Consider the following 21,143-nt stretch of genomic DNA (forward strand, 5'->3'; position numbering starts at 1 on the left):
GGCGCGATGAACGGTGCGAGTTCCCTTGGTGCGGCGATGCCGATCCGGTGCGAGGCGCCTTCGGGGCAGATGCCCACGACTTCGCCCACCGCGTCGACATGCCCGGTCACGATATGCCCGCCAAGTTCGTCGCCCAGCTTCAGCGCGGGTTCCAGGTTGATCGGCCGGCCTGCCTGCCATTGCGCGGGCGCGGTGCGGGACACGGTTTCGCCCGAGACGTCCACCGCGAACCACGCTTCGCCGGCCACGCCGCCCTTGTCCACCACGGTCAGGCACACGCCCGAACAGGCGATCGAGGCACCGATCGCGATCTTCGCCGGGTCCATCGCGCAGGATACCGTCACGCGGTGGTCGCCGCGATCCTCGATGGCGATGATGTTGCCGATTTCGGTGACGATACCCGTGAACATGCGCGCGGCTTTCAGGCTGGAAGGGTGGGACGGAGTCGGTGGTAGACGTCGAGCGTGTCGCTGCCAAGCTGGCGCCGTTCGGCCAGTTGCCAGCGGCCGTGCGCGTCGGGCAGCGCGGCCAGGCCGATATCGCCGATCGCCGCAAGCCCGGTGCCGATCACGATGGGCGCGCGGTAGAGCAGCATGCGGTCGACCATGTCGGCGGCCAGGAACGCGGCGGCGGCGCCGGCCCCGCCTTCGACGAACAGGTATTGCGCCACGCCAAAGGCATCCGGCGCGGCAATGTCGGCCACGGCGCGCCACCCGTCCGGCGCAGCGCCGCGCGTCAGCACCCAGCGTTCCGGGCTGCGATCCTCCAGGCCGGGCAGGCGCACGTCCAGCCGCGGCGCGTCGGCGCGCAAGGTGCCGCCACCGGCGAGGATCGCATCGGCGCGGGCGCGTTCGGCATGGACATGCGCGCGCGCCGGCGCGCCGGTGATCCACTGGCTGGTCCCGTCCGCCAGCGCGATCCGCCCGTCCAGCGACGTGGCGAGCTTGAGTGTCACGTGCGGCCGGCCCAGCCGGCTACGGGTGAGGTAGCCTTCCAGAGATGTCCGCGCGGCCGGGGACGAGAGCAGGTCCACCGCGATGCCCGCCTGCCGCAGCGCGGCCATGCCGTTGCCGGCCGTGCGCGGATCGGGGTCTTCGCAACCGACGACCACGCGGGCGAGGCCCGAGGCCAGCACCAGCGAGGTGCATGATGGGCCGCGCGCGCTGGCGTGGGCGCAGGGTTCCAGCGTGACGTATAGCGTTGCGCCGCGCGCGGCGGTGCCGGCCTCCGCTAGCGCCATGGCCTCGGCATGGGGGCGACCTCCCGGCTGGGTCCAGCCGCGCCCGACCACGCGCCCGTCGCGCACGATCATCGCGCCGACGGCGGGGTTGGGGCGGCTTAACGGACGGCCGCGCGCGGCGATCGCCGCTGCCGCGTCCAGCCAGTCCTGGTCGGGCCGCTCAGCGTCAGGGCTGGGGGCTGGGCTGGGCACGATGCTGCTGGATGATCTTCTCGGCACGTTCCTGCTCGGCCTTCTTTTCGGCTTCGCGCTCTGCCTTGCCTTCCTGATACATCTTTTCCGTATCGATGCCCGTTGCCGCGCCGACGGCCTTGTACATCTGGCGGATGTTTTCGGCGTGGCGCTCCTCTTCCGCCTCTTCGGCGCGGGCCTTCTTCGTCGCGGCGATGTTGCCCGCGATGATCTCCTTGTCGGAACGGTCCGCGCGCCAGCTTTCGAAGTAGAGCACCTTCGGCGGACGGGGCAGGCCGCGCCCTTCCTGCTGGACCATCAGGTAGAATATTCCGCCCGTCACGCAGGCGGCCAGCAACAGACCGCGCGTGCGGTATTCGCTGGGCGCGCCCATGATCTGCCACAGATCCATGATCGCGCGCCGGGGCGAGACGTTTCGGAAGAAGTCCTTCATCGCCGCCTAGATAGGCGGTGGCCGCCGATTCCGCCAGTGCCCTGCGCCAGGATCAGCCGAACGCGCGGTAGAGCCCGCGTCCTTCGCGCTTCAGCCAATGGTTCGCCTCGGCGATGCTCCCTTCGAACAGGCGATCGAGTTCGGCGTGGAAGGCCGGGCTGTGGTCGAAGTGGCGCAGATGCGCGACCTCGTGCGCCACGACCGACCGCCGGACGAAATCGGGGGCCATGACCAGCCGCCAGTTGATCCGGATCGATCCGTCGGCGGCGCAGCTGCCCCAGCGCCGTTGCGCGCGCGACAGGGCGAGGCGCGGCACCGGGTGGCCTCCGCGCGCGCAGTAATGCGCCAGATCGTCGGCAAGCAGGGCAAGCGCTTCGCGTTCCAGCCAGCGGCGCAGCCGGCTTTCCAGCCCCTCGCGCGGGCCGCCGAGGATGATCGCGTCTTCCCCGATGGATGGCCTGCGGGGGGCCGTTGCATGCCAGTCGAGCCGACGCGCCACGCCCCGGAACGGCACCGGCGCGCCAGGTTCGAGCGTCTGCTGCGCGGGCAGGCGCGCCAGTTGCTGCGCCAGCCAGTCGGCGCGATCCCGCGCGAAGGCCTCGGCATCGCCGACGCGGCCCCAGGCGGGAATGGAAACGCGGATTTCGCTGCCGTCGGGCGAAAGGCGCAGCGTCATCCGTTTTGCCTGCCGCAGCCGCCGGATCACGAGCGGCAGATCCTGCCCGCCGATCCGCAGGGTGCGCGGCTTCACCACGCGTGGCGCGGCGGGGCGGCGCAGCCAGTCGATCATCCCCCCGACGCCTGCCATACCTCTTCCGGCACGATGTGTTCTTCCAGCGGCCCCGCGAGCACCTCGCTGACGGCCTTGCCCACGACGGAGACGCCCGCGCGGTGAACCGCATCGCGATCGCCCGAAATCAGGTAATGCCATGCCGGCAGGGGCAGGCCATCGGCGCGCAGGCGATAGGCGCACGTCGCCGGCAGCCATGGCACTTCGGCCACGATGCGCGGGGTCAGCCGCAGGCAATCGGGCACCATCGCCTTGCGGTGGCGATAATCGGCGCAGCGCGCGGTCGAGAGGTCGAGCAGCCGGCAGGCGACGTTGGTGTGATAGACCGCGCCGGTGTCTTCGTCTTCCAGCTTGTGCAGGCAGCACTTGCCACAACCGTCGCACAGCGCTTCCCATTCGTCACGGGTCAGCGTTTCGACGGGTTTTTCCCAGAAGCGGTCGGCCAGCGCGGCCATGTCAGCGGACCCATTTCGCGAGGTCGGCGGCGACGGCCTTCCCGTCCTTCTCGCCGGGCAGCAGCGCGATCGGCTTGCCGTCGGGCGCCATCAGATAGACGCCGCGGCTGTGGTCCATCAGATAGGCATCGGGCGCGGTGCCGGGGCGCTTCTGATAATAGACGGCAAAAGCCTTGGCCGCTTGCGCGACTTGAGCCTCGCTGCCGGTCAGGCCTAGCAGTTCCGGGCCGAAATTGGCGGCGAACTGGCCGACGACCTGCGGCGTATCGCGCGCGGGGTCGATCGTCACGAAGATCGGCTGCACCTTCTTCGCCAGCTCGGCGTGATCCTTCGCGAACAGGTGATAGCCCTGCATCACGTGCTGGAGATCGAGCGGGCAGACATCCGGGCAGAAGCTGTAGCCGAAGTACACGATGCGGTACTTGCCGGCGAAATCGTTGAAGTGAACGGTCTTGCCGTCCTTGTCGACAAGCGTGAAATCGCCGCCGATCGCCGCGCCTTCCAGCGGCGGGGTTTCGGTGGGGGTGGAACTGCCGCACGCGGAAAGCGTGGCGGCCAGGGCGGTTAGCGCTGCAAGGAAGATCGGTCGGGCCATGGCGGGACGGTTCATGCTCTGCTAACACGGGTTCCGCAAGGGGCGAGTCCGGCAGGCTCGCAGCAGAAGGAACAGGGACGTGAACACGCGGCGGCACAACGGGCTTCGATCGGCTTTCGCGGGACTGGCGATGATCGCCGGGCTCGGGCTGGGTTTGGGTCTCGCCGCGCCCGCGCAAGCGCAGTTTTCGGAAAGCTACAAGTTCCTCGAAGCCGTGAAGAAGAAGGACGGCGAAAAGGTCCAGAACGCGCTGAACGAGCCCGGCACCCAGATCGTCAACACGCGCGACGTCACCTCCGGCGAATCCGCGCTGCACATCGTGACCGCCCGCCGCGATCTGACCTGGATGCAGTTCCTGGTCGCCAAGGGCGCCAATGTGAACGTGCGAGACGTGAAGGGCACCACGCCGCTGGTGATGGCGGTCGATCTGGGCTTTGCCGAAGGCGTGGATTTCCTCATCAAGAGCGGCGCGCGCGTCGATGAACCGAACAACACCGGCGAAACCCCGCTGATCAACGCGGTGCATCGCCGCGACATGGCGATCATCCGCATGTTGCTGAAGGCGGGGGCCAATCCGGAGCGGCCGGACAATTCGGGCCGTTCCGCGCGGGATTATGCCGCGCTCGACGGCAAGAACAGTGCCGTGCTGGAAGAGATCGACAACGCCATGAAGGCCGCCAAGGCTGCCCCGCAGAAGCCCACCTACGGGCCTTCGTTCTGATCGGGCCGTGGCGATGACATCCGCTTCTGAATCGACGCTCGACGCTATCCGCCTGCAACTGGCGCCTCACGTGGCCGAAGCCGCCGTCTTCGATGGATGGGGCGAGGCCGCCGTGGCCAGCGCTGCCGATGCGGCCGGGGTGGACCCGGCGGTTGCGGCGTTCGCGTTCGGGGGCAAGCCCATGGCGAAGATCGCGGCGTGGATCGCGCGCATCGATGCCGACATGGCCGAAGCCCTGCCGACCGCCCGGATCGGCAACCTGCCGATCCGCGAGCGCATCCGCACGCTGGTGCAGTTCCGGCTCGATGCGCTGGCCGGCCGCGAGGAAGCGCTCCGCCGTGCGCTGGCGATCATGGCCATGCCGCAGAACGTGCCCACGGCCATGAAGCTCGGCTGGCACAGCGCCGATGCGATGTGGCGGCTCGCCGGCGATACCGCGACGGACTACAACCACTATACCAAGCGCGCCACGCTGGCGGCGATTTATGCCGCCACGCTGGCGGTCCATGCCGAGGACAAGAGCGAGGGCCATGCCGATACGCGCGCGTTCCTCGATCGGCGGATCGAGGGCGTGATGCGTTTCGAGAAGGCCAAGGCCCGGTTGACCCGCCCGCGCGAGGAAACCTTCAGCGTGATGCGCCTGTTCGGCCGCCTGCGGTATCCCGCGCGATAAGAGCCACTTGACCGGCGTCAATGCGCGCGGTGGCAAGGTCGCGCCAGTGAAGCCATGCTAATTTCAGGCTCCTTATTGCGAATGCCTTGCAAATGCTTTCGGCCTATGGCAGCGCCGTGAGCGTGACACTCGACCAGATCCCACTTGGAACGCCCGCGCGAATCGATTCCGTCGATTGGGACTTGCTCGTGCCCGAAGAGGCGGAGCGGCTGCGCGCGCTGGGGCTGGATGCCGGGGCGCATGTGCGCCTTGCCTATCGCGGCGTATTTGTGTCGCGCGATCCGCTGGCGGTGGAGATCGGCCGGATGACGGTGGCGCTGCGGCGCGTGCATGCCCGGGCGATGCATGTCGAACTGATCGGAGCAACGGCATGAGCCGCAACGCCTGTGTCGCCGCGCTGGTCGGCAATCCCAACGCGGGCAAGAGCGCGCTGTTCAACGCGCTGACGGGCGCGCGCCAGAAGATCGCCAACTATCCGGGCGTCACCGTCGAGCGAAAGGCGGGGCGCCTGATCCTGCCCAGCGGCGAACCGATGGAACTGGTCGACCTGCCGGGCAGCTATGGCCTCAACGCCACCAGCCCCGACGAAGAGGTGACGCGCAAGGTCATCATGGGCGAACAGGTGGGGCAGGCCCAGCCGGACGTGCTGGTGATCGTGCTCGATGCCTCGAACCTCGAACAGCATCTGGTTTTCGCGCAGGAAGTGCTGGAGCTTGGCCGCCCGACCGTGGTTGCGCTCAACATGGTGGACCTTGCCGAGCGCGATGGGCTGACGCTCGATTCGGCCGCGCTCGAAACCGCGCTGGGCGTGCCGGTGATTCCCACCGTGGCGGTACGACGGCGTGGACTGGCAGAACTGTCCGCCGCGATTGCGCAAGCGCGCGATCGCGTGTCTGGCGAAACCGCGCCGCGCGCCCACGTCACGCTGCCCGAACGCCGGCTGCTGGCGCACGAGATGGCGCATGGCGCGATCCTTTCGGAAACCGCCAAGCATCGCATTCACGCCCGGATGGACCGCGTGCTGCTGCACCCCTGGCTTGGTCCACCGATCCTGCTGGCGCTGCTGTTCGTGGTGTTCCAGGCGGTGTTCAGCTGGGCTACGCCCTTTGCCGACGTGCTCGACGCGGGCGTTTCGGGCATTGGCGATCTGGTCAAGACCGCGCTTCCGCCCTCGCTTGCGCGCGATCTGCTGACCGATGGCGTGATTGCGGGCGTGGGGGCCGTGATCGTGTTCCTGCCGCAGATCCTGATCCTGTTCTTCTTCATCCTGACGATGGAGGCGACCGGCTACATGGCCCGCGCCGCCTTCCTGATGGACCGGCTGATGGCCACGGTGGGCCTTTCGGGGCGCAGCTTCATCCCGCTGCTGTCGAGCTTCGCCTGCGCCATTCCGGGCATCATGGCCACGCGCAGCATCACCGATCCCAAGGACCGGCTGACCACGATCCTGATCGCCCCGCTGATGACCTGTTCGGCACGCCTGCCGGTCTATGCCGTGATCATCGCCGCGTTCATTCCCCACCGCACGGTCGGCCCCGGCTTCGGCCTGCAGGGGCTGGTGCTGTTCGGGCTCTATGTGTTCGGTGTGGTGGGGGCGATGGTGGTAGCGCTGGTGCTGCGCCGGTCGGTGACGAAGGGCGCGGCCAGCGGCTTCATCATGGAACTGCCCAAGTACCAGCTGCCCACGGTGAAGGATCTGGCGCTCGGCCTGTTCCAGCGCGCGTGGATCTTCCTGCGCCGCGCCGGCACGATGATCTTTACGGTCACGGTGGTGCTGTGGTTCCTGCTGAACTTCCCCCGCGCGGGCGAGGGGCAGAGCCAGGTGGACGCCTCTATCGCCGGGCACATCGCCAACGGGCTGGCCGTGGTGGTGGAGCCGGTGGGCTTCAACCGCGATATCGCGCTGGCGATCATCCCCGCCATGGCCGCGCGCGAAGTGGCGGTCAGCTCGCTCGCCACGACCTATGCCGTGGACAACGCGAACGACGAGGACGCGCAGGCGAACGCGCTGGAGGATCAGCTCAAGGCGCACTGGACCCTGCCGACCGCGCTGGCGTTCCTGGCCTGGTTCGTGTTCGCGCCGCAGTGCATGTCGACGATCGCGGTTACCCGGCGCGAAACCAACGGGTGGAAATGGCCGGCATTCATGCTCGCCTACCTGTTCGGCCTGGCCTATCTGGCGGCGGGCGTGACCTTCTGGACGGCACGGGCCTTCGGGTTGGGTTGAAGCCCTTCCCGTTGTGGAAAGGACGGGGGGCGGACTCGCGCTGCCGCTGCGCATTGGCTAGGCCAGCCTCCACATTCACACGGGACACGATTCGATGGCAGGCAGCGTCAACAAGGTCATTCTGGTCGGCAATCTGGGGGCTGACCCGGAAGTGCGCTCGTTCCAGAACGGCGGCAAGGTCTGCAACCTGCGCATCGCCACCTCGGAAACGTGGAAGGACCGCAATTCGGGCGAGCGGCAGGAACGCACCGAATGGCACAGCGTGGCGATCTTCTCCGAAGGTCTGGCAGGCGTGGCCGAACGCTTCCTGCGCAAGGGCAGCAAGGTCTATATCGAAGGCCAGCTCCGCACCCGCAAGTGGCAGGACCAGTCGGGCAACGACCGCTACAGCACCGAAGTCGTGCTGCAAGGCCCCGGCGCGGTGCTGACCATGCTGGATGGCGCGCCCGGTGGCGGTAGCGGTGGGGGCGGCGGCTTCGGCGGTGGCCAGCGCTCGGGCGGCGGCGGTGGCGGCTGGAACGAAGGCGGCATCAGCGGTGGCTCCTCGCGCGGGGGCGGATCGTCCTCGGGCGGTGGCTGGAACCAGGGCGGCGGCGGATCGTCCGGCGGCGGCGGCTTCTCCGACGATCTGGACGACGATATTCCGTTCTGACCTTCCGAACCTCCCCGCTTCCGGGGAGGTTTTGCTATGTCCCGCGCGTATCGCCGTAGAGGTGGATGTGCAGCCGGTCGGTGAAGCGCCAGCCGGCCTTCATCGTGGCTTCGGCCAGCCAGGCGGACCGTTCGCGCAAGAGGACGCTGGCGGTGCCTTCGGGCATCACGAACAGGCGGTCCGACGGAATGGCGTAATGCGCCTGCAGCGCCGCGATCTCGTCCAGATCGTCGGGCGTGGCGACCACGAACTTGAAGAAGGCGCGCGGTTCGATGGCCCAGTGCGCGAGCCGTTCGGGCACCAGCGCCAGATCGGCCGGGTTGCCTGAATGGGCGAGCTTGGGGCTGACGTTGTACTGGTCCACCAGCGCGTCCAGCGCCTGCGTCGGGGGCACGCTGCCGTTGGTCTCGATCTCCACATGCAGGCGGGGCCGCGCTTCCTTCAGGATCGTCAGCAGGCGGATGAGGGCGGGGGCCTGCAACAGCGGTTCGCCGCCGGTCACGACCAGCCGGTCCTGCGGATGGGCCAGCAGGCGCAGCGCCACGTCGCGCTCGTCCAGCGTGATCTGGTTCTCGCCGCGCTCGAAGGCGATTGCGTCACGGTGCGGCCGGTTGTCGCCGGTGAAGCGCCAGGTGTAGGCGGTATCGCACCAGCGGCAGGCAAGATTGCAGCGCGACAGGCGCAGGAACACCGAAGGGCGGCCGATTGACGGCCCTTCGCCCTGCAGCGAGGCGAAGATTTCCGGTTCGCCCGGCGTGGTGGTGGCAAGTGTCAGCATGGCGCGGGCCAACGGACGCAATCCAGCCTCCGTTCGGTTCGAGCGAAGTCGAGAACCATCGCGCGGAGTGTCTCGGCTTTGCTCGACACGAACGGAGCAGGCATCACATCACCCCAGCCGCGCCAGCGCAGCAGCCAGCCGCTCGGCCTCGGCGCTGTGGTGCGCGTGATCGGCGCGGGCCTTCTCGACCGCCTCGGGCTTGGCCTTCTCGACGAACGCGGGGTTGTTCAACCGCCCTTCGAGTCCCTTCGCTTCCTTCTGCGCGGCGGCGAGCGCCTTTTCGAGGCGGGCCTTTTCGGCGGCGATATCGATCACACCTTCCAGCGGGATGACGATGTTGGCATCGCCAGCACCGATCTGCATCGCGGCACCGGCAGGGACCGGTTCGAAGCGGATCGACGAAAGCCGCGCCAGCCGGTCGATCGCCGGGCCGTTCGCCTCGATGATCGCGCGCGTGGCCGCGCTGGGTTCGGGCAGATAGGCGTCCAGCTTGGCCCCGGGCGCGATGCCGAGCTCGTTCTTGGCGGTGCGCAAGGCGGAAACCAGCGCGATCAGCCATTCGACCTCACGCTTCGCCGCCGCATCGACCGCCGTCTTGGGCTGGGGCCAGGCCGCCACGATCAGCTCGCCGGTGCGCGTGCCCGTCTTGTTCCACAGTTCCTCGGTCACGAAGGGCATGAAGGGGTGGAGCAGAACGAGGATCTGGTCGAGCACCCAGCCGGCGACGGCCTTGGTCTCGTCGTCGAACGATCCCTTGATCAGTTCGATGTACCAGTCGCAGAACGTGTCCCACACGAAGTGGTAGATCGCGTTGGCGGCGGCGTCGAAGCGCAGGTCGGCCATCGCCTTGTCGAGTTCGGCCACGGTGTCGACGACTTCGCCGATGATCCACTGGTTCACGGCAAGCTGCGGCGCGATGCCGGGGCCGGTGTGATCGCCGATGCCGCCGGTGATGCCATTGCTCTGGCAGAAGCGCGCGGCGTTCCACAGCTTCGTGGCGAAGTTGCGATACCCCTCCACGCGCTTTTCATCCATCTTCACGTCGCGGCCCTGGCTTTCCATGGCGCACATGAAAAAGCGCAGCGCGTCCGCGCCGTACTGGTCGATCAGGCCCAGCGGATCGACCACATTGCCCTTGGACTTCGACATCTTCTGCCCGTCCGCCGCGCGGACCAGCCCATGCAGGTAAAGCCGCTTCCACGGCACTTCCTTCATGAAATGCAGGCCCTGCATCGCCATGCGCGCATCCCAGAAGAACAGGATGTCGAAGCCGGAAACGAGCAGATCGTTGGGGTAGTGCTTCTTCAGCAGCGGCGCATCTTCATCGGGCCAGCCGAGCGTGACGAAGGGCCACAGCGCGGAGGAGAACCAGGTGTCGAGGACGTCGGGGTCGCGAGAGATTTCATACTTGAACGGGGCATTGGCGAGGCCGGGCTCACGCTCACTGCCATCGCTTTCCAGCTCGACGATGGCGTTCTGGAACAGCGGATGACTCGTTGCCTTCAACTCATCGAGATAGGCCTGTGCCTGCATGAGCGCCTGTTCTTCGGTTTCGGCGACAAAAGCTTTGAGGCCGACGGATGTGACCCTCGTCGCGCTCGCTTCGAATTCCGGCCCATACCAAGCCGGAATCCGGTGCCCCCACCACAACTGCCGCGAAACGCACCACGGCTGGATGTTCTCCATCCAGTTGAAGAAGGTCTTTTCCCAGGTCTTGGGCACGATCTCGATCGCGCCGGAGCGCACGGCTTCCATGGGTGCCTTGGCGAGCGTTTCGGCATCGACGTACCACTGGTCGGTCAGCCAGGGTTCGATCACCACGCCGCCGCGATCGCCGAACGGCGTCTGGATCGTGCGCGGTTCGGCGTCGTGGAGGACTTCGTTGCCTTCCTTGTCCTTGGTCACGTGCGGGATCAGGAAGCCGGCTTCCTTCATCCGCTCGACCACCAGCTTGCGCGCGTCGAACCGGTCCAGCCCCACAAATTCGGCGGGCACCAGCCCGTCCGTCGTCTGCACCACCTTCGCTTCGGCATCGAACATGTTGAGCATGTCGCCCGCCTTGATGCCGGCGCGGCGGCCGACCTCGAAGTCGTTGAAATCGTGCCCCGGCGTGATCTTCACCGCGCCGCTGCCCAGCTCCGGGTCGGCGTGCTCGTCGGCCACCACCTTGAACCGGCGGCCGGTCAGCGGCTGGACGATGTCCTTGCCGATCACGCTCTTGTAGCGCGGATCGTCCGGGTGGACCGCCACGGCCATGTCGGCCAGCATCGTTTCGGGGCGCGTGGTGGCAACCTCGATGTAATCCAGCCCGTCGTCGCGGGTCACGCCGTCGGCCAGCGGATACTTGAAGTGCCAGAACCCGCCCTGCACCTCGCGCGTTTCCACTTCGAGGTCGCTGATCGCGGTCTTGAGCTTGGGGTCCCAGTTCACCAGCCGCTTGTCGCGGTAGATCAGCCCCTGATTATAGAGGTCGACGAACACCTTCACCACGGCCTGGGTGAAATGCGGGTCCATGGTGAACTGCTCACGGCTCCAGTCCATCGAGCAGCCGAGGCGCCGCAGCTGGCGGGTGATCGTGCCGCCGGATTCGGCCTTCCATTCCCACACCTTCTCCACGAACTGATCGCGCGTGTAGTTGGTGCGCTTGTCCTGCCGCGCTTCCATCTGGCGTTCGACCACCATCTGCGTGGCGATGCCGGCATGGTCGGTGCCGACCACCCACAGCGCATCCTTGCCGCGCAGCCGCTCGTAGCGGATCACCACGTCCTGCAGCGTGTTGTCCAGCGCGTGGCCGATGTGGAGCGATCCCGTGACGTTCGGCGGCGGGTTTACGATCGTGAACGGCACCGCGTCGGGCCGTTCGGGGCGGAAAAGCCCGTTCGTTTCCCAATGGCTGTACCAGCGCGCCTCGATTTCGGCGGGCTCGAAGGTCTTGTCGAGAGTCTGTTCGGTCATGGCGGGCGCTTTGCCAGCCGTTCCGCCCGCCTGCAAGCGCCGGGGCGCCAAACGGGATGCCATCCTGAAACCGAAACCACGCTTGAAACGTTGTGTCGCACGTCATGCACTTGTCGCCCCTGCCATTTTCCCGCATGAAGCGCATCCTATGCGGGCGTTAGCCGACTTCACGATCCAGCCCGGCGATGCCGGAACCGAAGAAGCCGGGGGCGCCACGCTGGCGTTCAGCGGCGAGATGCTGGTGTCCTCGGTCGGCGCGATCGATGCCCGGCTGCGCGCGCTGGACGAACCGATCGCCCGCATCGACCTTTCCGACGTGGAACGCATGGACACCGTGGGCGCGTGGACGGTGTGGCGGCTGGCGCAGGAACAGGGCGCGGAGATCGTCGGCGCCCGCAGCGAAGCCGAACGCCTGATCGCCGCGGTGGGCCAGGCGGGCGAGAACGATTCGGGCGTCAGCGCCCCGCGCCTGCCGCTGTTCGAGCGCGTGCCGGGCAAAGTGGGCGATGCGGTGGTCGGGCTGGCCTGGGGCTCGCTGCAGGTGCTGGGCTTCCTCGGGCAGGTGGTGCAGGTCACCGGCACGCTGCTGCGGCATCCCGGGCGTTTCCGCGGCAAGGCGATGATCCACCAGATGGAGCTGGTGGGCGTGAACGCGCTGGCGATCGTGGGGCTGATGAGCTTCCTGGTCGGCATCGTCATCGCGCAGCAGGGCGCGGTCCAGCTCCGCCAGTTCGGCGCGGAAATCTACACGGTCAACCTGGTGGGCCGTCTGACGCTGCGCGAACTCGGCATTCTGATGACGGCGATCATGGTCGCGGGCCGGTCCGGCTCCGCCTTCGCCGCGCAGCTCGGCACGATGAAGCTGACCGAGGAGGTCGACGCCATGCGCACGATCGGCGTTTCGCCGATGGAAGCGCTGGTGCTGCCCCGCATTCTGGCGACGATGCTGATGCTGCCCTTGCTGGGCACCTATTCGGCCGTCGTCGGCATCATCGGCGGCGCGTTTCTTTCGGCCACGACGCTGGGCATTCCCTTCCTGACCTTCCTGGCGCGCATTCAGGAAGTGGTGCCGCTGCACGACGTGTGGGTCGGGCTGGTCAAGGCGCCGGTGTTCGGCCTGATCGTGGCCGTGGCCGGCTGCTATCAGGGGATGCAGGTCAAGGCCAATGCCGAGGAAGTGGGCACGCGCACCACGGCGGCGGTGGTCATGGCGATCTTCATGGTGATTGTGCTCGATGCCTTCTTTGCGGTGTTCTTCACCAAGGTCGGCTGGGGATGAGCGATCCCGATATCCTCATCCGCGTGCGCGGACTCAAGAACGTGTTCGGTCCGCATGTGGTCCACGAAGACCTCGATCTCGATGTCCGGCGGGGCGAGATCATTGGCGTGGTGGGCGGTTCGGGCACGGGCAAATCGGTGCTGATGCGCGCTATCATCGGCCTCCAGATCCCCGAAGCGGGCGAGATCGAGGTGCTCGGCAGCTCGATCACCGACGCGCGCGACGATGACGATATCGACATCCGCTGCCAGTGGGGCGTGCTGTTCCAGGGCGGCGCGCTGTTCTCCACGCTGACCGTGGCCGAAAACGTCGAAGTGCCGTTGCGCGAATTCTATCCCGAGCTCAGCGACGAACTGCGGCACGAGATCGCGCGCTACAAGGTGATCCTTTCCGGCCTTCCGGCGGAAGCGACCGCCAAGTATCCGGCCGAACTTTCCGGCGGCATGAAGAAGCGCGCCGGGCTGGCGCGCGCCCTGGCGCTCGATCCCGAACTGCTGTTTCTGGACGAACCGACGGCGGGGCTGGACCCGATCGGCGCGGCGGCGTTCGATCAATTGATCGCCAGCCTGCAGCAGACGCTGGGGCTGACCGTGTTCCTGATCACGCACGATCTCGATACCCTTTACGAAATCTGCGATCGTGTGGCCGTGCTGGCCGACAGGAAGGTGATCGCGGTGGGAACGATCCCGGAACTGCTGGCGCTCGATCATCCGTGGATTCAGGAATACTTCAATGGCCCGCGCGGCCGGGCCGCCAAGGCCGCGCAGGATCGAATTGCACCGCCGGGGATTGCCGCTCCGGTGGACGATACGGCGCTGGACGAGGCATAGGATACGGGAACACAGCCGATGGAAACGCGCGCAAACCATATCTGGGTCGGGGCCGTTACCCTCCTGCTGCTGGCCGGCATCGCCGCGCTGACGGTGTGGATCGCGCGCCTGAACCAGGGCGAACAGGATCACTACGACATCTTCTTCAAGCAGTCGGTGGATGGTCTGGCCAAGGGATCGGAAGTCTCGTTCTCGGGCGTGCCCTCGGGTCAGGTGGAAGACATCGATCTGTGGGAGAAGGACCCAGAATTCGTCCGGGTGCGGATCAAGATCAACAGGAAGGTGCCGATCCTGCAGGGCACCACCGCCAGCCTGCAGGGCAGCTTCACCGGCGTAACCACCATCCAGTTGCAGGGCGCGGTCAAGGGCGCGCCGCCGATCGAGGAAAAGGGACCGGAAGGCGTGCCCGTGATCCCGACCAAGCGCGGCGGTCTTGGCGAGATTCTGGCCAACACGCCGCTGTTGCTGGAACGGCTGGCGACGCTGACCGAACGGCTGACGATGGTGCTGTCCGACCAGAACCTGAAGTCGTTCGAAAACATCATGCGCAACACGGACAAGATGACCGGCAACCTTGCCGCTGCCTCGCCCGATGTGAAGCGGGTGCTGTCCGAATTGCAGGCGACCTTGCGGCAGGCGAACTACACGCTTTCCAGCTTCGAGAAGCTGGCCGGATCGACCGACGCGATGATCAACGACGAAGGTAGCGGCCTGGCCAAGCAGTTGCGCCAGACGCTGAAATCGGCTCAGTCCGCGGCGGACGCGCTCCAGGCCACGCTGGATGATACGCGCCCGGCCGCGCGCCAGCTGAACGAACGCACGCTGCCTGCCGCCGAAGCCGCGATCCGCGATCTGCAGGCGACGACGCGGTCGCTGCGCGAAGTGACCGACAAGATCAACGACCGTGGCGTAAGCGCCATCGTCGGCAGCCCGAAGCTGCCGGACTACAAGCCATGAAAGGGACCATCGCGATGATCCGCAAACCGATCCTTGCCGCGCCGCTGCTCGCGCCTGCCCTCGCTCTGGCTCTTTCCGCCTGCGTCAACATCGGCACCAAGGTGCCGGGCACGCTGATGAGCCTGACGCCTGAAAGCGCGCCGGCGGCTGGCGCCGGCGTGTCGGGCAGCCTCTCCGGCGCGACCGCCGTGCTGGAGCCGGCGGCGGAGGCGCGGCTGGCGGTGCTGCGCATTCCGGTGCAGATCGACGATTCCAACGTCGCCTATCTGAAAGGCACGCAATGGGTCGAACGGCCGACGCGGCTGTTCCAGCGCCTGCTGGCCGAAACGCTGCGCGCCAAGGGCGGCAGGCTGGTGGTGGAGAACGACCTGGGCGTCAGCGGGCCGCGCCTTTCGGGCCGCATTCTCGACCTGGGCTATGACGCGCGCAGCCGGCGAGTCATTGTCCGTTTCGATGCGGTGAAGGAACTGCCCGGCGGCAAGATCGAGACCAAGCGTTTCGAACAGGACGTGCCGGGCGTCGCGCCGGAAGCGAGCGAGGTGGGACCGGCGCTGAACAAGGCGGCCAACGCCGTGGCGAAGGACGTGGTCGACTGGTTCGGCTGATCCTGATTGGCAGGAAGGCGGTTTAAGCCCGCGCAAGTTCCGCGAAGCGGGTTGCCGCGCGGAACGCCGCGAAGCGCTTGTCGCGCCGGTCCTGCGCCTCGGCATCCTTGCCCCAGAGTTCGGCCTGCCAGTCTTCCTCGAGATTGGCCGCGTTCCACAGCGCTTCCACGTCCGCGCCGGGCGCGATGGCGGCAAGGCCCAGCGTAAGCGACGCGGCTAGGCTGGCGGTGTTGCGCAGCGCCGCCAGCGCGAAGGCGTCCAGCCCTTCCAGTTCGCCGGCGATGCGCTCGATCGCCTCGGGCGGCTGCGGCCGGTGCATCACGCCCGAAACGCGGTGGAAGCTCACGCCGATGCGCGTTTCCATGGCGGACAGCAGCGGTTCCCACACCGCGCGCTGGCGCGCCGCCAAGGGCTCGTCCGGCTCGGCACGATAGCACAGCGTATCGGTTTCGGCATAAGGCAGCAGTTCGCCGATGGTGCGGGCGCGTTCGGGGGCGACCACATCCAGCGCGAAATCGGCCATGTCGCGCAGGTGGAAGCGGGTGTTGTCGATCTCTTCGCCCTGATCGGCCCACTCCGCCGCCATGGCCTCGGCCAGCGCGCGGGCGGGGACGATCTGGGGGCGTCCGCCGACGGTGCGGATGCCGCGCCCGTCCAGCGCCACGCGAAAGCCGCCATCTTCGGCGACAACGGTCACGTCCTTGTAGAAACGCTTCATTCGGGGCTCCGCCAGCGCTTTGCCAGCAGGGGTGGCAGCGCGAAGAAATCGGCAAGACCGGCGGCCATCAGGACATAGCCCGCCGCTTCGGGCAGGCCCGCCAGCCACCCGACCTTACGCGATGCGACAAGCGCGCCGGCCAGCACCAGCAGCGTGCCGGAAAGACGGACCAGTTGCAGGATGGCGAAACGGGCGATGGCCGGGTCGCGCTCGGCGCTCATTCCATGCCTTTCAGCAGGGCGCGCAGTTCGACCATGGTGGTCGCCACCGCTTCGGCGCCCGCGTCGAACAGTTCCGCCGGATCGTGATAGCCCCAGTCCACCCCGAATGCCCGGATGCCCGCATTGCGCGCCATTTCCATGTCATAGGCGGTATCGCCGATCATGGCGGTGTGCGCGGCGCTGGCGCCGGTGGCTTCGAGGCAGGCTTCCACCATCGAAGGATGGGGCTTCGAGGGATGCCGGTCGGCCGTCTGCAGCGTAACGAAGTGCCCGGCAAGGCCATGGGTGGCCAGGCAATGGGCAAGGCCCCGGTCGCTCTTGCCGGTGGCGACGCCCAGCAGCCAGCCAGCGTCCGCCAGTTCTTCCACCAGCGCGGCGATGCCATCGTAGAGCGGCTCGGCCACGGCGCCGGCCTCGCGCCGGGCGCGGAAGGCGTCCTTGTAGTATCCGGCCAGCGCGGCATGGTCGCGGTCCCCGCCTTCAGGGTGCAGGCGGCGCATCGCCTCGTGCAGCGAAAGGCCGACGATCCTGCGGGTTGCCGCGCGATCGGGTGGAGTCAGGCCGGCGGTGGCAAAGGCCGCGTCCATGGCCGCGCAGATATCGGCCTGGCTGTCGACCAGCGTGCCGTCGCAATCGAAGATGGCAAGGCGCAAAGGCGCGTCGGACGTCATGGCACCAGCTTCCTCATCAGTTCGGCGATGGCGGGCGATCCTTCCGCCTCAAGCCCCGCCGCCACGCGGGTGCGTTCGTCGGCCGGCTTGTTTTGCGAAAGCTTGAACGTGGGCCGCCAGGCCAGCACTTCCATCTCGAAGCCCACGATCGCGCCCATCATCTGCCGCAGTTGCGGTTCGGGCATCTTGTCCATCGTCCAATGCGTGCCATCGGCGATGCGCGCCTCATGCCGCGCGGAAAGCCCTTCCAGCAGCGCGCGCAGGCCATCCTGATCCATGCGCCGCACGCGGCCTTCCAGTTCCAGCGCCACGTAGTTCCACGTCGGCACCTGCGCGGCATCGGCATACCAGCGCGGGCTGACATAACCGTCCGGCCCGTTGACCACCGCCAGCGCCATGGCGCCGTCCAGGTGGCGGGTCAGCGCGTTGCCGCGCGCGAGATGGAACTGCACCGCGCCGTCACCGGTCGAAAGCAGCGGCGTATGCGCCACGCGCGGCCCGTCCGGCGTGGTCAGGAACACCATGCCGAATCCGATTTCCGCGATCAGCGCTTCGTGCAGATCGCGATCGTCGCTGCGGAAGGCGGGGTTCGGGTGCATCAGCGCTTGGGCGTGCGGGGCGATGGCGTCTTGCGTGCCGCCGGCTTCTTTGCGGCGGGCTTCGCGGCGGCGCGCTTGCCCGTCGGCTTGCGGCCGGTGGGCCCATCGGCCCGCTTGCGCCGTTCGCCGCGCCGCTCCTTGCGGTACTGCTTGGCATGGGCCTTGGCCGCGCGCTTCTGTTCGTCCTTCTCGTCGACCAGCTTGACCGGTTCGAGCGGGAGATCGCCGTCCGCCTCGTCGAAGCCCAGCTGCGCCATGCTGGCCGCGAAATGCTCGGGCAGCGGGGCCGTCACATCGATCAGGTCGCCTTCGGGATGCTCGATGCGCAGGCGGCGGGCGTGGAGGTGCATCTTGCGGCTGATGCTGCCGGTCAGGAACGCCGCCTGTCCGCCATATTTGCCGTCACCCACGATCGGATGACCGATCGCCGCCATGTGGACGCGAAGCTGGTGGGTGCGGCCGGTCAGCGGCTGGAGTTCCACCCAGGCCGCCCGGTTGCCGGCGCGATCGACCACGCGGTAGCGGGTGCGCGCCGTCTGACCCTGGCCGCTTTCATCGACCATCATCTTCTCGCCACCGGTGCCCGGCTGCTTGGCCAGCGGCAGTTCGATCAGTCCGTCCGATATATCGGGAATGCCCGTCACGAGCGCCCAGTAGATCTTCCTGGCCGACCGGCCGGAGAAGCGCTTGGAGAAGAATGCCGCGCTGCCGGGCGTGCGGGCGATCAGCAGGACGCCCGACGTGTCCTTGTCGAGCCGGTGGACCAGGCGCGGGCGTGGTCCCTTGTCCTCGGCGTAGGCGTCGAGCAGGCCGTCGACATGCTCGTGCGTGCCGCTGCCGCCCTGCGTGGCGAGGCCGGGCGGCTTGTTGAGCACGATCGCCGCGCGGTCTTTCTCCAGCACCATGGATTCGGCCAGCGCGATCTGCTCCTCGGTCAGTGGCTTGCGCGGCCGGGCGCCCTTGCTGCCCGCCAGAGGGGTGGTCCCGCCTGGCGGCACGCGCAGCACCTGGCCCTTCGCCAGCCGGGTATCGACATCGGCGCGCTTGCCGTCGACGCGGATCTGGCCGGTGCGCGCCCAGCGCGAAACCGTGGCGAAGCCCACTTGCGGCAAATGGCGCTTGAACCAGCGGTCGAGCCGGATGTCGTCATCGTCGTGCGCGATGGTGAACTGGCGGACTTCCTCGCTCATGCCACGGCCCGCATCACGAAAAGGCCCAGGAACAGCCCGGCGATGCCCGCCGCCAGCGAACCCGCCGCATAAGCCGCGGCCGTACCCATCAGCCCGCGTTCGAGCAGCAGCGCGGTTTCGAGGCTGAACGAGGAGAACGTGGTGAAGCCGCCCAGCACGCCCACCGCCAGCAGCAGCCGCCAGGCTTCGCCGGCCGCGCCATTCCGGGCAAGCCAGCCCGCCAGCAGTCCCATCAGCAGGCTGCCCGCGACGTTGATCGAAAAGGTGGGCCAGGGAAAGGCCGCGTTGGGGCCGACGATGCCCATCACGAGCCGTCCGGCATGATAGCGCAGCACCGATCCACCGGCGCCGCCAACGGCGACCAGCAGCGTGGCCTGCAAGGTTGAGGGAGGATTCATGGTTGCGGCCTTAGACGTTCAGCGGCTCCGGGGGAAGGGCGGGGGAACGATCAGGGCGCGAGTTTGCTTGCCTTTCGTTTGGCGCACTGCTAACGGGCCGCCGGTTGGAGCCGGTCCAGCATGGATTCGGCCCCGTTCGTGTTTCCCGAATCACGGTGACCCCCGCATGATTGGCGGGCTCTCGCCTGAAGCTGTTTGAGGTGTGTCGGTTTATGCAGATTCTCGTTCGCGACAACAATGTCGACCAGGCTCTTCGCGCGCTCAAGAAGAAGCTGCAGCGTGAGGGCGTGTATCGCGAAATGAAGCTGCGCCGCCACTACGAAAAGCCCTCCGAAAAGCGCGCCCGCGAAAAGGCGGCCGCTGTTCGCCGCGCCCGCAAGCTGGAGCGCAAGCGGCTGGAGCGCGACGGCGCCAAGTAAGGTTCGGGCGGCGGAAGAGACGTTGGTCTCATCCGCCATCTAGCCTCTTGCCGCGACGGCCCGGCTGGGCCAAGAGGGGCGCCGTCATCGCGGCGCCCTTTCGCACATCTGGCCCTTGCGGCCGATGGCGATTCGCGCCTTACCGCAGGGAGAGCCTCAGACCGGGGCGCTCAAAAGGGGAAGCAATGTCCGAAATCACGCGCGTTCCGCTGCAGCCTGTTGCGCAGGGATCGGTCACCAAGATCTGGCTTGGCGTTGCCGTGGCCGCTTTGATCGGGATCGGCGGGGCCTATGCCGCGCGGCCGCAGCACTTTGCGACGGTCTATGTCGAGGCGGTCAAGCAGGGTGAAGGCGAATCGCCGAAGACGGGCGATGTCGCGCTGGTGAACTATGTCGGGCGGCTCGCGTCCACCGGCAAGGAATTCGATCGCGGCGAACGTGTCGCCATGCCGGTCGATGGGGTGATCCCCGGCTTTTCCAAGGGGCTTCAGATGATGAAGCGCGGCGGCAAGTACCGGCTCGAGATTCCGGCCGCCGATGCCTATGGCGATCGTCCGCAGACCAACCAGGGCACTGGCGAAGTGGTGATCCCGGCCAACAGCGATCTGGTGTTCGAAGTCGAACTGATCGATTTCAAGAGCGCCGCCGAACTGGAGCAGCAGCGCCGCGTTCTGCAGCAGATGCAAGGGATGCAGGGCATGCCCGGCGGGCCGCACGGTGGCCCGCATGGCGCGCCGCCCGCCGGGGAAGCCCCGCAGCGCTGATCGCGCGTTTCCGTCCGTTCGCTTGAAGGACGCCGCGCGCGATGCTAGCGCGCGGCGTCCTTTGTTTTTCCGTTTGTCCAAGGCAGGGAAATCCCATGTCCGTAGATACCGCCACGGTGGCGAAGATCGCCTCGCTGGCCCGCCTCAAGGTTACCGAACCGGAGCTTGAGGCGATGGTCCCCGAACTCAACGGCATTCTCGCCTGGGTCGAGCAACTGGGGGAAGTGGACGTCGCCGGCATCGAGCCGATGACCGCCGTGATCCCCAATACCCTGCGCCTGCGCGATGACGTGGTGAATGCCGATCCGCTGACCGGCGGTGGCATTCGCGATGCCGTGCTGGCCAATGCGCCGGCGGCCGAACACGGCTTCTTTGGTGTGCCCAAGGTGATCGAATAATGCCCAATACCACAAACGAACTGACCGAACTTGGCATCGCCGCGATCCGCGAAGGCGTGGCGAAGGGCGCATTCACTGCCACCGAAGTTGCCACCGCGTTCAACGCGGCGGTCGCGGCGGCGCAGCCCGCGCTTAACGCCTTCATCGTCACCACGCCGGACAAGGCGCTGGAAGCCGCGGCGAAGGTCGATGCCGATCGCGCCGCCGGCAAGGCGCTGGGCAAGATGGCGGGCGTGCCGATCGGCATGAAGGACCTGTTCGCCACCAAGGGCGTGCAGACCACGGCCGCCAGCCACATCCTCGAAGGCTTCACGCCCGAGTATGAAAGCACCGTGAGCAGCAAGCTGTGGGAAGCGGGCGCGGGGATGCTGGGCAAGCTGAAC

General features: G+C 67.5%; 27 protein-coding genes. 13 read left to right on the plus strand and 14 right to left on the minus strand.

All coding sequences use genetic code 11. The annotated features are described in order from the left end of the window. The 6 genes from B3547_RS14775 to B3547_RS14800 form a co-directional block, all read right to left on the minus strand. Positions 1-410, minus strand: a 410-nt coding sequence (locus B3547_RS14775) for a riboflavin synthase (protein ID WP_292964322.1), incomplete at its 3' end; no start/stop codon positions are given. Between the two features lie 11 nt (positions 411-421). After that, positions 422-1,432, minus strand: a complete 1,011-nt coding sequence (gene ribD, locus B3547_RS14780) for a bifunctional diaminohydroxyphosphoribosylaminopyrimidine deaminase/5-amino-6-(5-phosphoribosylamino)uracil reductase RibD (RefSeq protein ID WP_292964324.1) — start codon at positions 1,430-1,432, stop codon at positions 422-424. Beyond that, positions 1,407-1,865 carry a hypothetical protein gene (locus tag B3547_RS14785; protein WP_124807834.1) on the minus strand — a complete coding sequence of 153 codons (459 nt, stop codon included), beginning with the start codon at positions 1,863-1,865 and terminating at the stop codon, positions 1,407-1,409. Before B3547_RS14785 ends, ribD begins: the two co-directional genes overlap by 26 nt. A gap of 52 nt (positions 1,866-1,917) precedes the next feature. Beyond that, entirely contained in the window at positions 1,918-2,655 is a 738-nt protein-coding gene (locus B3547_RS14790; RefSeq protein ID WP_125954784.1) for a M48 family metallopeptidase, read from the minus strand. Then, a complete protein-coding gene (locus B3547_RS14795) occupies positions 2,652-3,110 on the minus strand; it encodes a YcgN family cysteine cluster protein (protein ID WP_124807833.1) in 459 nt (152 codons plus the stop codon). The genes B3547_RS14790 and B3547_RS14795 overlap by 4 nt, the downstream gene beginning before the upstream one ends. Position 3,111: 1 nt before the next feature. After that, positions 3,112-3,720, minus strand: coding sequence for an SCO family protein (locus tag B3547_RS14800; protein ID WP_292964328.1), 609 nt, complete (start codon positions 3,718-3,720; stop codon positions 3,112-3,114). Positions 3,721-3,784: 64 nt separating this feature from the next. On the opposite strand from B3547_RS14800, the gene B3547_RS14805 reads away from it, so the two are divergent. From B3547_RS14805 to ssb, 5 genes are all read left to right on the plus strand, one after another. Continuing rightward, positions 3,785-4,426, plus strand: coding sequence for an ankyrin repeat domain-containing protein (locus tag B3547_RS14805; protein WP_223806444.1), 642 nt, complete (start codon positions 3,785-3,787; stop codon positions 4,424-4,426). Between the two features lie 13 nt (positions 4,427-4,439). Beyond that, entirely contained in the window at positions 4,440-5,099 is a 660-nt protein-coding gene (locus B3547_RS14810) for a COQ9 family protein (protein ID WP_292964330.1), read from the plus strand. A 92-nt stretch (positions 5,100-5,191) separates the two neighbouring features. Next, on the plus strand, positions 5,192-5,473 hold the full coding sequence (locus tag B3547_RS14815) for a FeoA family protein (protein ID WP_206694687.1): 282 nt from the start codon (positions 5,192-5,194) through the stop codon (positions 5,471-5,473). After that, positions 5,470-7,326 carry a ferrous iron transporter B gene (gene feoB / locus B3547_RS14820; RefSeq protein WP_125954765.1) on the plus strand — a complete coding sequence of 619 codons (1,857 nt, stop codon included), beginning with the start codon at positions 5,470-5,472 and terminating at the stop codon, positions 7,324-7,326. Before B3547_RS14815 ends, feoB begins: the two co-directional genes overlap by 4 nt. A gap of 94 nt (positions 7,327-7,420) precedes the next feature. Continuing rightward, complete coding sequence (ssb, locus tag B3547_RS14825; protein WP_292964333.1) at positions 7,421-7,978, plus strand: single-stranded DNA-binding protein; 558 nt, start codon at positions 7,421-7,423, stop codon at positions 7,976-7,978. Positions 7,979-8,012: 34 nt separating this feature from the next. Here the strand turns inward: ssb and B3547_RS14830 are convergent, their stop codons facing one another. Together B3547_RS14830 and B3547_RS14835 are read right to left on the minus strand one after the other, a co-directional pair. Further along, positions 8,013-8,756, minus strand: coding sequence for a 7-carboxy-7-deazaguanine synthase QueE (locus B3547_RS14830; protein ID WP_292964335.1), 744 nt, complete (start codon positions 8,754-8,756; stop codon positions 8,013-8,015). Between the two features lie 108 nt (positions 8,757-8,864). Next, complete coding sequence (locus tag B3547_RS14835) at positions 8,865-11,711, minus strand: valine--tRNA ligase (protein ID WP_292964337.1); 2,847 nt, start codon at positions 11,709-11,711, stop codon at positions 8,865-8,867. A 148-nt stretch (positions 11,712-11,859) separates the two neighbouring features. On the opposite strand from B3547_RS14835, the gene B3547_RS14840 reads away from it, so the two are divergent. From B3547_RS14840 to B3547_RS14855, 4 genes are read left to right on the plus strand one after another with little or no spacing between them, the layout of a single operon-like run. Beyond that, positions 11,860-12,990 carry an ABC transporter permease gene (locus B3547_RS14840; protein WP_124807827.1) on the plus strand — a complete coding sequence of 377 codons (1,131 nt, stop codon included), beginning with the start codon at positions 11,860-11,862 and terminating at the stop codon, positions 12,988-12,990. After that, a complete protein-coding gene (locus B3547_RS14845) occupies positions 12,987-13,820 on the plus strand; it encodes an ABC transporter ATP-binding protein (RefSeq protein WP_125954786.1) in 834 nt (277 codons plus the stop codon). Before B3547_RS14840 ends, B3547_RS14845 begins: the two co-directional genes overlap by 4 nt. An 18-nt stretch (positions 13,821-13,838) precedes the next feature. Next, the gene (locus tag B3547_RS14850; protein ID WP_125954787.1) at positions 13,839-14,777 is read left to right on the plus strand and encodes an MlaD family protein; all 939 of its coding nucleotides are present in this window, start codon (positions 13,839-13,841) and stop codon (positions 14,775-14,777) included. Next, positions 14,774-15,382, plus strand: coding sequence for an ABC-type transport auxiliary lipoprotein family protein (locus B3547_RS14855; RefSeq protein WP_292964341.1), 609 nt, complete (start codon positions 14,774-14,776; stop codon positions 15,380-15,382). Before B3547_RS14850 ends, B3547_RS14855 begins: the two co-directional genes overlap by 4 nt. Before the next feature lie 22 nt (positions 15,383-15,404). Here the strand turns inward: B3547_RS14855 and B3547_RS14860 are convergent, their stop codons facing one another. From B3547_RS14860 to crcB, 6 genes are read right to left on the minus strand one after another with little or no spacing between them, the layout of a single operon-like run. Continuing rightward, entirely contained in the window at positions 15,405-16,100 is a 696-nt protein-coding gene (locus tag B3547_RS14860) for an ATP12 family chaperone protein (protein WP_292964343.1), read from the minus strand. Further along, positions 16,097-16,321 (minus strand): hypothetical protein, encoded by a 225-nt coding sequence (locus tag B3547_RS14865; RefSeq protein WP_125954789.1) that lies wholly within the window; start codon positions 16,319-16,321, stop codon positions 16,097-16,099. Before B3547_RS14865 ends, B3547_RS14860 begins: the two co-directional genes overlap by 4 nt. Beyond that, complete coding sequence (locus B3547_RS14870; protein WP_292964344.1) at positions 16,318-16,992, minus strand: HAD-IA family hydrolase; 675 nt, start codon at positions 16,990-16,992, stop codon at positions 16,318-16,320. The genes B3547_RS14865 and B3547_RS14870 overlap by 4 nt, the downstream gene beginning before the upstream one ends. Continuing rightward, positions 16,989-17,591 carry an FMN-binding negative transcriptional regulator gene (locus B3547_RS14875; RefSeq protein WP_292964345.1) on the minus strand — a complete coding sequence of 201 codons (603 nt, stop codon included), beginning with the start codon at positions 17,589-17,591 and terminating at the stop codon, positions 16,989-16,991. Before B3547_RS14875 ends, B3547_RS14870 begins: the two co-directional genes overlap by 4 nt. Further along, positions 17,591-18,781 (minus strand): RluA family pseudouridine synthase, encoded by a 1,191-nt coding sequence (locus B3547_RS14880; protein ID WP_125954792.1) that lies wholly within the window; start codon positions 18,779-18,781, stop codon positions 17,591-17,593. Before B3547_RS14880 ends, B3547_RS14875 begins: the two co-directional genes overlap by 1 nt. Continuing rightward, positions 18,778-19,179: a fluoride efflux transporter CrcB gene (gene crcB, locus B3547_RS14885; protein ID WP_292964346.1), complete on the minus strand. Its 402-nt coding sequence runs from the start codon at positions 19,177-19,179 to the stop codon at positions 18,778-18,780. The genes B3547_RS14880 and crcB overlap by 4 nt, the downstream gene beginning before the upstream one ends. Before the next feature lie 212 nt (positions 19,180-19,391). On the opposite strand from crcB, the gene rpsU reads away from it, so the two are divergent. The 4 genes from rpsU to B3547_RS14905 form a co-directional block, all read left to right on the plus strand. Further along, positions 19,392-19,598, plus strand: coding sequence for a 30S ribosomal protein S21 (gene rpsU, locus B3547_RS14890; RefSeq protein ID WP_091145878.1), 207 nt, complete (start codon positions 19,392-19,394; stop codon positions 19,596-19,598). A 185-nt stretch (positions 19,599-19,783) separates the two neighbouring features. Next, entirely contained in the window at positions 19,784-20,362 is a 579-nt protein-coding gene (locus B3547_RS14895) for an FKBP-type peptidyl-prolyl cis-trans isomerase (protein WP_292964348.1), read from the plus strand. 95 nt (positions 20,363-20,457) lie between these two features. After that, on the plus strand, positions 20,458-20,760 hold the full coding sequence (gatC, locus tag B3547_RS14900) for an Asp-tRNA(Asn)/Glu-tRNA(Gln) amidotransferase subunit GatC (protein ID WP_124807817.1): 303 nt from the start codon (positions 20,458-20,460) through the stop codon (positions 20,758-20,760). Then, positions 20,760-21,143 (plus strand): amidase family protein (locus B3547_RS14905; protein WP_292964351.1); only part of this gene is annotated, 384 nt, incomplete at its 3' end. The genes gatC and B3547_RS14905, both read left to right, overlap by 1 nt.

It is taken from the genome of Novosphingobium sp. UBA1939 (assembly GCF_002336885.1).
Classification (GTDB): Bacteria; Pseudomonadota; Alphaproteobacteria; order Sphingomonadales; family Sphingomonadaceae; genus Novosphingobium.

What these genes read in the sequence shown, in the direction of transcription:
- B3547_RS14785 (WP_124807834.1), bottom strand. Translation starts at nt 1,865, where the DNA reads ATGAAGGACTTCTTCCGAAACGTCTCGCCCCGGCGCGCGATCATGGAT.
- B3547_RS14790 (WP_125954784.1), bottom strand. Translation starts at nt 2,655, where the DNA reads ATGATCGACTGGCTGCGCCGCCCCGCCGCGCCACGCGTGGTGAAGCCG.
- B3547_RS14795 (WP_124807833.1), bottom strand. Translation starts at nt 3,110, where the DNA reads ATGGCCGCGCTGGCCGACCGCTTCTGGGAAAAACCCGTCGAAACGCTG.
- B3547_RS14800 (WP_292964328.1), bottom strand. Translation starts at nt 3,720, where the DNA reads ATGAACCGTCCCGCCATGGCCCGACCGATCTTCCTTGCAGCGCTAACC.
- B3547_RS14810 (WP_292964330.1), top strand. Translation starts at nt 4,440, where the DNA reads ATGACATCCGCTTCTGAATCGACGCTCGACGCTATCCGCCTGCAACTG.
- B3547_RS14815 (WP_206694687.1), top strand. Translation starts at nt 5,192, where the DNA reads ATGCTTTCGGCCTATGGCAGCGCCGTGAGCGTGACACTCGACCAGATC.
- feoB (WP_125954765.1), top strand. Translation starts at nt 5,470, where the DNA reads ATGAGCCGCAACGCCTGTGTCGCCGCGCTGGTCGGCAATCCCAACGCG.
- ssb (WP_292964333.1), top strand. Translation starts at nt 7,421, where the DNA reads ATGGCAGGCAGCGTCAACAAGGTCATTCTGGTCGGCAATCTGGGGGCT.
- B3547_RS14830 (WP_292964335.1), bottom strand. Translation starts at nt 8,756, where the DNA reads ATGCTGACACTTGCCACCACCACGCCGGGCGAACCGGAAATCTTCGCC.
- B3547_RS14835 (WP_292964337.1), bottom strand. Translation starts at nt 11,711, where the DNA reads ATGACCGAACAGACTCTCGACAAGACCTTCGAGCCCGCCGAAATCGAG.
- B3547_RS14840 (WP_124807827.1), top strand. Translation starts at nt 11,860, where the DNA reads ATGCGGGCGTTAGCCGACTTCACGATCCAGCCCGGCGATGCCGGAACC.
- B3547_RS14845 (WP_125954786.1), top strand. Translation starts at nt 12,987, where the DNA reads ATGAGCGATCCCGATATCCTCATCCGCGTGCGCGGACTCAAGAACGTG.
- B3547_RS14850 (WP_125954787.1), top strand. Translation starts at nt 13,839, where the DNA reads ATGGAAACGCGCGCAAACCATATCTGGGTCGGGGCCGTTACCCTCCTG.
- B3547_RS14855 (WP_292964341.1), top strand. Translation starts at nt 14,774, where the DNA reads ATGAAAGGGACCATCGCGATGATCCGCAAACCGATCCTTGCCGCGCCG.
- B3547_RS14860 (WP_292964343.1), bottom strand. Translation starts at nt 16,100, where the DNA reads ATGAAGCGTTTCTACAAGGACGTGACCGTTGTCGCCGAAGATGGCGGC.
- B3547_RS14865 (WP_125954789.1), bottom strand. Translation starts at nt 16,321, where the DNA reads ATGAGCGCCGAGCGCGACCCGGCCATCGCCCGTTTCGCCATCCTGCAA.
- B3547_RS14870 (WP_292964344.1), bottom strand. Translation starts at nt 16,992, where the DNA reads ATGACGTCCGACGCGCCTTTGCGCCTTGCCATCTTCGATTGCGACGGC.
- B3547_RS14875 (WP_292964345.1), bottom strand. Translation starts at nt 17,591, where the DNA reads ATGCACCCGAACCCCGCCTTCCGCAGCGACGATCGCGATCTGCACGAA.
- B3547_RS14880 (WP_125954792.1), bottom strand. Translation starts at nt 18,781, where the DNA reads ATGAGCGAGGAAGTCCGCCAGTTCACCATCGCGCACGACGATGACGAC.
- crcB (WP_292964346.1), bottom strand. Translation starts at nt 19,179, where the DNA reads ATGAATCCTCCCTCAACCTTGCAGGCCACGCTGCTGGTCGCCGTTGGC.
- rpsU (WP_091145878.1), top strand. Translation starts at nt 19,392, where the DNA reads ATGCAGATTCTCGTTCGCGACAACAATGTCGACCAGGCTCTTCGCGCG.
- B3547_RS14895 (WP_292964348.1), top strand. Translation starts at nt 19,784, where the DNA reads ATGTCCGAAATCACGCGCGTTCCGCTGCAGCCTGTTGCGCAGGGATCG.
- gatC (WP_124807817.1), top strand. Translation starts at nt 20,458, where the DNA reads ATGTCCGTAGATACCGCCACGGTGGCGAAGATCGCCTCGCTGGCCCGC.